Source organism: uncultured Holdemanella sp., assembly GCF_958348295.1.
Taxonomy (GTDB): domain Bacteria; phylum Bacillota_I; class Bacilli_A; order Erysipelotrichales; family Erysipelotrichaceae; genus Holdemanella.
In genome coordinates this window covers 1-7,331 of the sequence record NZ_CATVYQ010000070.1, presented here as the reverse complement: position 1 = coordinate 7,331, position 7,331 = coordinate 1, and the positions used below count along the sequence as shown (strand labels likewise).

7 protein-coding genes are annotated in these 7,331 nt (G+C 32.5%); 1 reads left to right on the top strand and 6 read right to left on the bottom strand.

Annotated features, from left to right (window positions below; translation table 11 throughout):
* Positions 1-89: 89 nt before the first annotated feature.
* The 5 genes from Q3907_RS10080 to Q3907_RS10060 are packed head-to-tail and all read right to left on the bottom strand — an operon-like array spanning position 90 to position 4,838.
* A complete protein-coding gene (locus tag Q3907_RS10080) occupies positions 90-905 on the bottom strand; it encodes a M55 family metallopeptidase (protein WP_301898184.1) in 816 nt (271 codons plus the stop codon).
* A gap of 1 nt (position 906) precedes the next feature.
* Positions 907-2,121 carry a [FeFe] hydrogenase H-cluster maturation GTPase HydF gene (hydF, locus tag Q3907_RS10075; protein WP_301898183.1) on the bottom strand — a complete coding sequence of 405 codons (1,215 nt, stop codon included), beginning with the start codon at positions 2,119-2,121 and terminating at the stop codon, positions 907-909.
* Positions 2,081-3,529 carry a [FeFe] hydrogenase H-cluster radical SAM maturase HydG gene (gene hydG, locus Q3907_RS10070; RefSeq protein ID WP_301898182.1) on the bottom strand — a complete coding sequence of 483 codons (1,449 nt, stop codon included), beginning with the start codon at positions 3,527-3,529 and terminating at the stop codon, positions 2,081-2,083. The genes hydF and hydG overlap by 41 nt, the downstream gene beginning before the upstream one ends.
* Positions 3,530-3,544: 15 nt before the next feature.
* Positions 3,545-4,588 (bottom strand): [FeFe] hydrogenase H-cluster radical SAM maturase HydE, encoded by a 1,044-nt coding sequence (hydE, locus tag Q3907_RS10065; protein ID WP_301898181.1) that lies wholly within the window; start codon positions 4,586-4,588, stop codon positions 3,545-3,547.
* The gene (locus tag Q3907_RS10060; RefSeq protein ID WP_301898180.1) at positions 4,581-4,838 is read right to left on the bottom strand and encodes a TM1266 family iron-only hydrogenase system putative regulator; all 258 of its coding nucleotides are present in this window, start codon (positions 4,836-4,838) and stop codon (positions 4,581-4,583) included. The genes hydE and Q3907_RS10060 overlap by 8 nt, the downstream gene beginning before the upstream one ends.
* A gap of 238 nt (positions 4,839-5,076) precedes the next feature.
* On the opposite strand from Q3907_RS10060, the gene Q3907_RS10055 reads away from it, so the two are divergent.
* The gene (locus Q3907_RS10055; RefSeq protein WP_301898179.1) at positions 5,077-6,516 is read left to right on the top strand and encodes a diguanylate cyclase; all 1,440 of its coding nucleotides are present in this window, start codon (positions 5,077-5,079) and stop codon (positions 6,514-6,516) included.
* 13 nt (positions 6,517-6,529) lie between these two features.
* Here the strand turns inward: Q3907_RS10055 and Q3907_RS10050 are convergent, their stop codons facing one another.
* Positions 6,530-7,309 carry a hypothetical protein gene (locus tag Q3907_RS10050; protein ID WP_295647035.1) on the bottom strand — a complete coding sequence of 260 codons (780 nt, stop codon included), beginning with the start codon at positions 7,307-7,309 and terminating at the stop codon, positions 6,530-6,532.
* Positions 7,310-7,331: the final 22 nt, after the last annotated feature.

Here is a 7,331-nt window from a genome sequence, read left to right as displayed (position 1 = left end):
TAAACCAATATTCATATCTCTCTCCTAAAATAATAATAAACAAAAAGAAACCATTTTAAGCCGCCAACACTTAAAATGGTTTTCTTATTTTAGGCATATGCATTACATACTTTAATCACAAAACGCATTAATGAATATAAATCTTTATACGTTTCTTTTTTTATACGAATTGTACAATCATCAATCTTTTCTACATTGTCCATACGAGATACAAAATCCGCATTACGACTATGATGAAAAGTAATTTCCATTGTATGAGACGAAAATAAAGTTGGTTTTTCGTCTACTTTTAGTGCTTCTTGAATACCATGTGCATATCTATTCTTCAACTCATTAAAGCTGCAACATAAAACGCTCTGATTATTTAAAGTTTTCTTTGTTTCCACGAACACACAACCAAGTTCTTCTTCTACTTGCTTTCCATATTCACTATCACCACTTGCAAGAATTACAGGAACCCCAAATTCATCTGCTAATAAACGATTTATGCCACTTTCACCAAGTTCCTTTCCATCTACGACAACTTTTCGCACCATCGTACCCCAAATTGTATGAGCCATAACTCCTGGTGAATTACAACGTGAATGATATCCAATAAAAAGAGCTCCATCAAAAGAATCATCTAAGCCTTCCATCATACCAAATTCCTTATAAGCTCCATTTGCAGACACAAAAGCAGCTCTAGGATCTAATTTTGAAGGAAGCAGATTATCCATATTTCCATGACTATCATTAACCACAACTTCTTCTACACCATTTTGAAACAATAGATCAATCACTAAATTCACTTCATTCATCATATTTGTACAATATTCCGAATATAAATATCCATTCTTAGCCGTATTGGCTGGGTTACTATTTCCCCAGATACCTTCAATATCGGCTGAAATATATATTTTCTTCATTTTAAAATACCTCTACAGAACGATCTAAAATACCGTTCATTTTTGCAATCGCAATACCATAATTTGTAAAAGGTACACCTTGTTTCTTGCATTCTTTTACTCTAGATTGCACTTCTTTTTCATTCAACATACATGCACCACAATGAATCACAACACTGTACTTTGAAAGATCTTCTTTAAATCCTTGTCCAGAAGTAAATTCAAAAGTTACATTCTTTTTTGTAAAATTCAAAATCCACTTTGGAAGCTTGTCTGTCCCAATATCACCACACTGTCTATGGTGTGTACAACCTTCACTAATCAAAATACAATCCCCATCTTGAAGATGATCCAGTTGATTAGCCCCTTCAAGCACCGTTGCTAAACTGCCTTTTAAACGTGCCATAAGAATAGAGAACGAAGTTAAATGAATAGATTTATCTACGATCTGACTTACCCTATTAAAGGCTTGAGAATCCGTGATAACCAGTTTAGGAGTCACTTTCTTTAAAGTTTCATCTAATTCTTCGACCTGACAAATCATTCCAATCGCGTGATGATCTAGGATATCTCTTAGCACAAGTTGTTGGGGCAAAATCAATCTTCCCTTAGGAGCTGACTTATCAATTGGAATTACAAGCACAACAACATCACCCGAATCAATTAAATCACCAATAATTGTCTTGTCTTCCTGATTCTTTGCGTTTGATGCTAACAATTGTTTTAATTCATTTATGTTTTCTTTCTTTATAGCACTCACATAGATTTCATTTGAAGCCAATTGTTTCTTTTTTTCAATCAAATCACACTTGTTATAGGCAATAAAATAAGGCAATTTATTTTCTTTAAACATCTGAATCAAATCTTGATCTACTTTTTGTAGACCCACATTCGCATCTACAACTAATACGGCTATATCGATTGTTTTTAAAACTTCCAACGTCCTTTTGATTCTTAACTCACCTAAAGTACCTTCATCGTCCATACCTGGTGTATCGACAATGACTACAGGTCCAATTGGCAAGATTTCCATTGATTTCTTTACAGGGTCTGTCGTAGTTCCTTTTATATCTGAAACTAATGACATACTCTGATTTGTAATCGCATTGACAACACTGGATTTTCCAGCGTTTCTTAAGCCAAAAAATCCAATGTGTGTACGATTTGCACTTACCGTACTATTTAAATCAGACATGTTAGAACCTAAAATCTCTACGATTGCTTGACTTGATTGCATCCACATTGTCACGAGCAATTTGTTGGGCTTTCGCATTTGGAATTTTGTTCAATTCTTTTTCAATCAATTCAAAACCAATCTTTTTCGTATCTTCACTTGCATAATCTACTAGATATTCGCATAAAGTCATCAATGCGTTTGGATGGCAACAATTTTGAATTTGTCCAGTCTTACACAAAGACATGAAACGATCTCCCGTTCTTCCCTCTCTATAACATGCTGTACAGAAAGAAGGAATATAGCCTAACTGCATCAACCAGTTCACAACTTCGTCCAATGTTCTTTGGTCTGAAACATCAAATTGTTCTGAATCATGAGGACGTTCTTCTTCTGTGTATCCACCTACAGATGTACGACTTGCCCCACTAATTTGTGAAACACCTAAGTGAAGCATTTTCTCACGAACATCTTGAGATTCACGAGTTGAAATAATCATTCCAGTATATGGAACAGCAATACGGATGCACGCTGCAATCTTTTCAAAGATTTCATCATCCAAACTATTATCAAATGCCTCTGGATCAATATCATCTGCATGTTTTACACGAGGTACACTAATTGTATGTGGGCCTACTCCATGAACAGCTTCTAAGTGTTCTGCATGCATCATTAAGCCGGCAAATTCATATTGATAGCCTTCTAAGCCAAACAATACACCTAATCCGACATCATCTATTCCACCTTCCATGGCTCTATCCATAGCTTCTGTATGATAGTCATAGTCATGTTTAGGGCCTGTTGGATGCAACTCTAAATAACTTTTCTTATTATATGTTTCCTGGAATAAGATATATGTTCCGATTCCAGCTTCTTTTAACTTACGATAATTTTCTACGGTTGTAGCCGCAATATTTACATTGACACGACGAATAGCTCCATTTTTATGTTGAATGGAATAAATTGTTTTAATTGAATCTAAAATATATTCAATCGAATTGTGAACTGGGTCTTCGCCTGCTTCAATAGCCAAACGTTTATGTCCCATATCCTGCAAAGCAATAACTTCATCACGAATTTGATCTTGTGTTAATTTAATACGCTTGATATGCTTATTTTTCATATGATAAGGACAATATACACATCCATTTACACAATAGTTAGATAAATAAAGTGGTGCAAACATAACAATACGATTGCCATAAAATGCTTGTTTGATTTCATTAGCGAGTTTGTACATTTCCTCTACTTTTTCAGGAATATCACAAGCTAATAATACACTTGCTTCACGATGAGTTAAACCTTCACAATGAACGCCATGCTCTGTTTTTTGTGGACGTGCTTTTTTTAAAATAGCATCTATCAATTCCACGTTGTTTTTATTTTTCTCAGCATATTCAATTGTGGCAAGAATTTCCTCGTGATTAATAAATTCTTCTGCCTTTAATGATTTTGGATTATAATTACTCATTTTTTTCTCCTATTCTTACTTCTTTATATCTCCACGATCCGTTACAATTTTGTAACCAATCGAATTCATACGTTTTGATAAACAATCCTTGCATTCGGCACTTTCTTCACCCGTACAAATTTTATTATCATACAACGCATATTTTTTTCTAACACTTACTGGTGATAAATTGGGCATTACTACATTGGCACCCGCAAGAATACCCTTTTCTCTTCCTTTTGGATCAATCGTTCCTAAAGCCGTCGTAGCAGGAAGTAAAATATTTGGTTGAATCAAACGAATCAAAGACAATAAGAATAAAGTTTGATTCAAAGTACCGCTTGCCCTATCTTTAAACGGTGTATCCTTTTGTGAAATAAATGGACCTATTCCACACATATCTGGTTTAAATGTTTCAATAAACTTCAAATCCATTGCCAAAGTTTCACTTGTCTGATAAGGTGAACCAACCATAAAGCCACAACCTACTTGGTATCCAATTTCTTTCAAATCTTTTAAACACTGCATACGATGTTCAAAAGACATATTTTTTGGATGTAACTTTTCATAATGATTTTTACTTGCCGTTTCATGTCTTAATAAATAGCGATTAGCACCTGCATCAAACCATTCCTTATATGTATCTCTATCTTCTTCCCCTAAAGATAGAGTAATTGCACAATCTGAATACAAGGTACGAAGCTTTTTTACTATACAAGTTACGAAATCCTTTTTATAGATACCTTCTCCTCCTTGTAGAACAAATGTTCGAAAGCCTAGTTCATATCCTTCTTTGCAACAATTCAATATATCTTCTTCATCTAATATATAGCGATCACAATTTAAATTGGACTTGCGAATCCCACAATAAAAACAGTCATTATGGCAATAGTTTCCTACTTCAATCAATCCACGTACATAGACAAAATTGTCATATATAGAATTTGCGATTTTCTTAGCTTTGTTTGCAACATATAAACGTAAAGCATCATCTTCAGCTTCAATTAAAGTTTTATATTCTAATAAACTTAAAGAGTGTTCTCTTTCAAGTTTATCAATCAATCGATATGCCTCAATCATGACTAATCACATTGGAATAAGCTGTTTTCACACTAACTCCATGAATATTTCCCAACTTGCCTGCTAAAGCAGCAATTGTATTTTGCGGTGCATCTAATGCGATTGAAATTACACTAATCTTTTTTTGTTTATAAGGAATTCCCATTCTTCCAATGATATATTCACTATATTCATGAAGAATTTCATTTAAAAGATTTACCGCATCTTTATCCTCTACAATGATTCCCATCACAGCAACACGTATTTCCATATTCATCTCCTTCTAAAAGAAAAAGCTATACTCCACACAAAAAGAGCATAGCTATAGTTCTACTTACAAAAATTCATAAGCACCTTTCACGCAGAATTCTCTTAATGTTGGGAGCAAATTTCTTTATATCTTATATAATACACTAAAATGTGATTGATTTCACAAATTATGGTTAGTCTTATATAATTTGATATTCCTTTACCATTTTTCTTGGTATAATTAGAAAAAGGAGTTCCATATGAAAAATAAATATTTCGAGCAAAAAAAATTCGTTAAAAAATATATTTACGCAATCACCATTTTTATCATAACTCTTGTGATTGGAATTTCTATATTTTTTAATGTAGTGCAAGCTTCCATTGAAAAAAATTCAAGAGAAACACTCATTACCAATGTGACTCAACAAAGTGAGCACTTAAATACAATTTTAAATATCAACTATTCCTATTTAAATGTACTAGCACAAGAATTATCAAAGTCTGAAGACCTATTTTCAGAAAATAATATATCTTTAATTAAAGCCTTCATGGAAAACACAGACTTAAATCGTACCGCAATCATAGATTCAGATGGAAATGCACTATATGATAATAATGTAGTTAAAAATGTTGCACATCGAAGATATTTTAAAGAATCGATGCAAGGCAAACAATCTCTTTCAGACCCCTTAGAAAGTAGTGTTGATCAACAAACACGCGTTATTTTAAGTGTTCCTATTTATAAGAACAATCAAGCCATAGGTGTTGTGGGCGGTTCTTATAATGTCACAAAGCTAGGAAATATGTTGTTTGATGATTTGTTTGATGGACAAGGAAAAAGTTTTATTGTTGATCAAGATGGAAATCTAATCACTAGAGACAAGAAATACGAAAAAAAGCACAATATAAAAACAATAGATAATTTATTTGATATTTGTGATGAAAAGGAAGTGAAAACAGACTTCAACCAACAAGAATCAGATTTAATCCAAATACAAACCAAAAAGAATAAATCGTTATATTTAGCTTATTCCCCATTAAAAATCAATGATTGGATGATTTGTTACATTGTTCCAGTTCATGTTGCCCAAGAATCCTATACATTTATTAAGCATTATGAAACTCTGTTGGCAACATTTTTAGGCTTGATTGTACTAAGCTTGATGATTTATTTGGCTCACTCAAATACAAGAGAAAATAAATATTTGATTCATTTATCTGAAATTGACCCATTAACTTCCGTTTTCAATAAAGAAACAACACAAAAACTCATTGATCAAAAACTTAAAAATCATGAGCACTTCTGTTTCTTGATCTTGGATGTGGATGATTTTAAATCGGTGAATGATAATTATGGACATGCCGTAGGTGATAAAGTATTAAAAAATTTGAGTGACCTATTTAAAAATCATTTTAGACAAACGGATATTGTTGGAAGAATTGGTGGCGACGAATTTATCATTCTAATCGAAGATGAAGTTATTGCCGAATCAAGAATTCAATCTTTACTAAAAAAAGTCAATGAATTAAAGATTGAAGAACTACAAGACTTTAAACTTTCCATCAGTGTTGGAATGGCATTCGCCCCTAGTAATGGCACTACTTTTATGGAATTATATCGCCATGCCGACCATGCCTTGTATCAAACAAAACGAACAGGCAAAAACGATTATAAAATATATAAAAATGACGAGAACTAATCTCGTCATTTTCTTATACATTCGTATAGTTAAAACTATTTAAATCTATAGGCTTATCCTTTATATAATCCTTAATTTCTATACCCTCTAATTTGGCTGGACGAAGCACAATCTCATTTTTAACAACATCTTCTTTAACTAGTTTTAATTGTTTCATCAATGCGAATAAATCTTTTAGAACATCCATCTTTTTAGGGATTCCCTTATACACATATTCAATAGCTCCTTCACTTAATGCCTGGCTTTTTGAAATATACTTCTTCCCATTCTTTTCTGCATTATACTGTATATAGAACCAGAATCGAAGTATCTGTAAATTTTCACCTTTACTATTTTTTAAGAATACCTCTTTCCAAGATGAATTCACAACTTCTTCTTTTTCTTTCTTTACAGATGACTTCTTTTCTTTTAATAACTTTTCACTTGGTTTATCAATAATACTCTTATTCATCAATTCTTCCATTTCGATATCTGTGAATTTAATGACATAAATTTTTCTGCCATTCATTTCACTATCGCGAACCAAACGAACACTTTTTAATTTACGAATCAACATATCCATAGATGCTCTTTCTGTACTTTCATCCAATAAACGGAATACATATTGATTGGCTTGGGCATTTGTCAATTCGTTTTCATATACCCAGTCATGCGTTTCTGCATATGGATTTTTTACTGCCATAAATCTAGCATAACAAAACAATCTTAAAGAAAGTGCAGCTGCACCATTCTCATTACTATTTACGTTTTTGATAAAACGTTCTCTATTTTTCATTAACATTTCTGTACTCATTAAATCTCTCCTTGAAAAAATT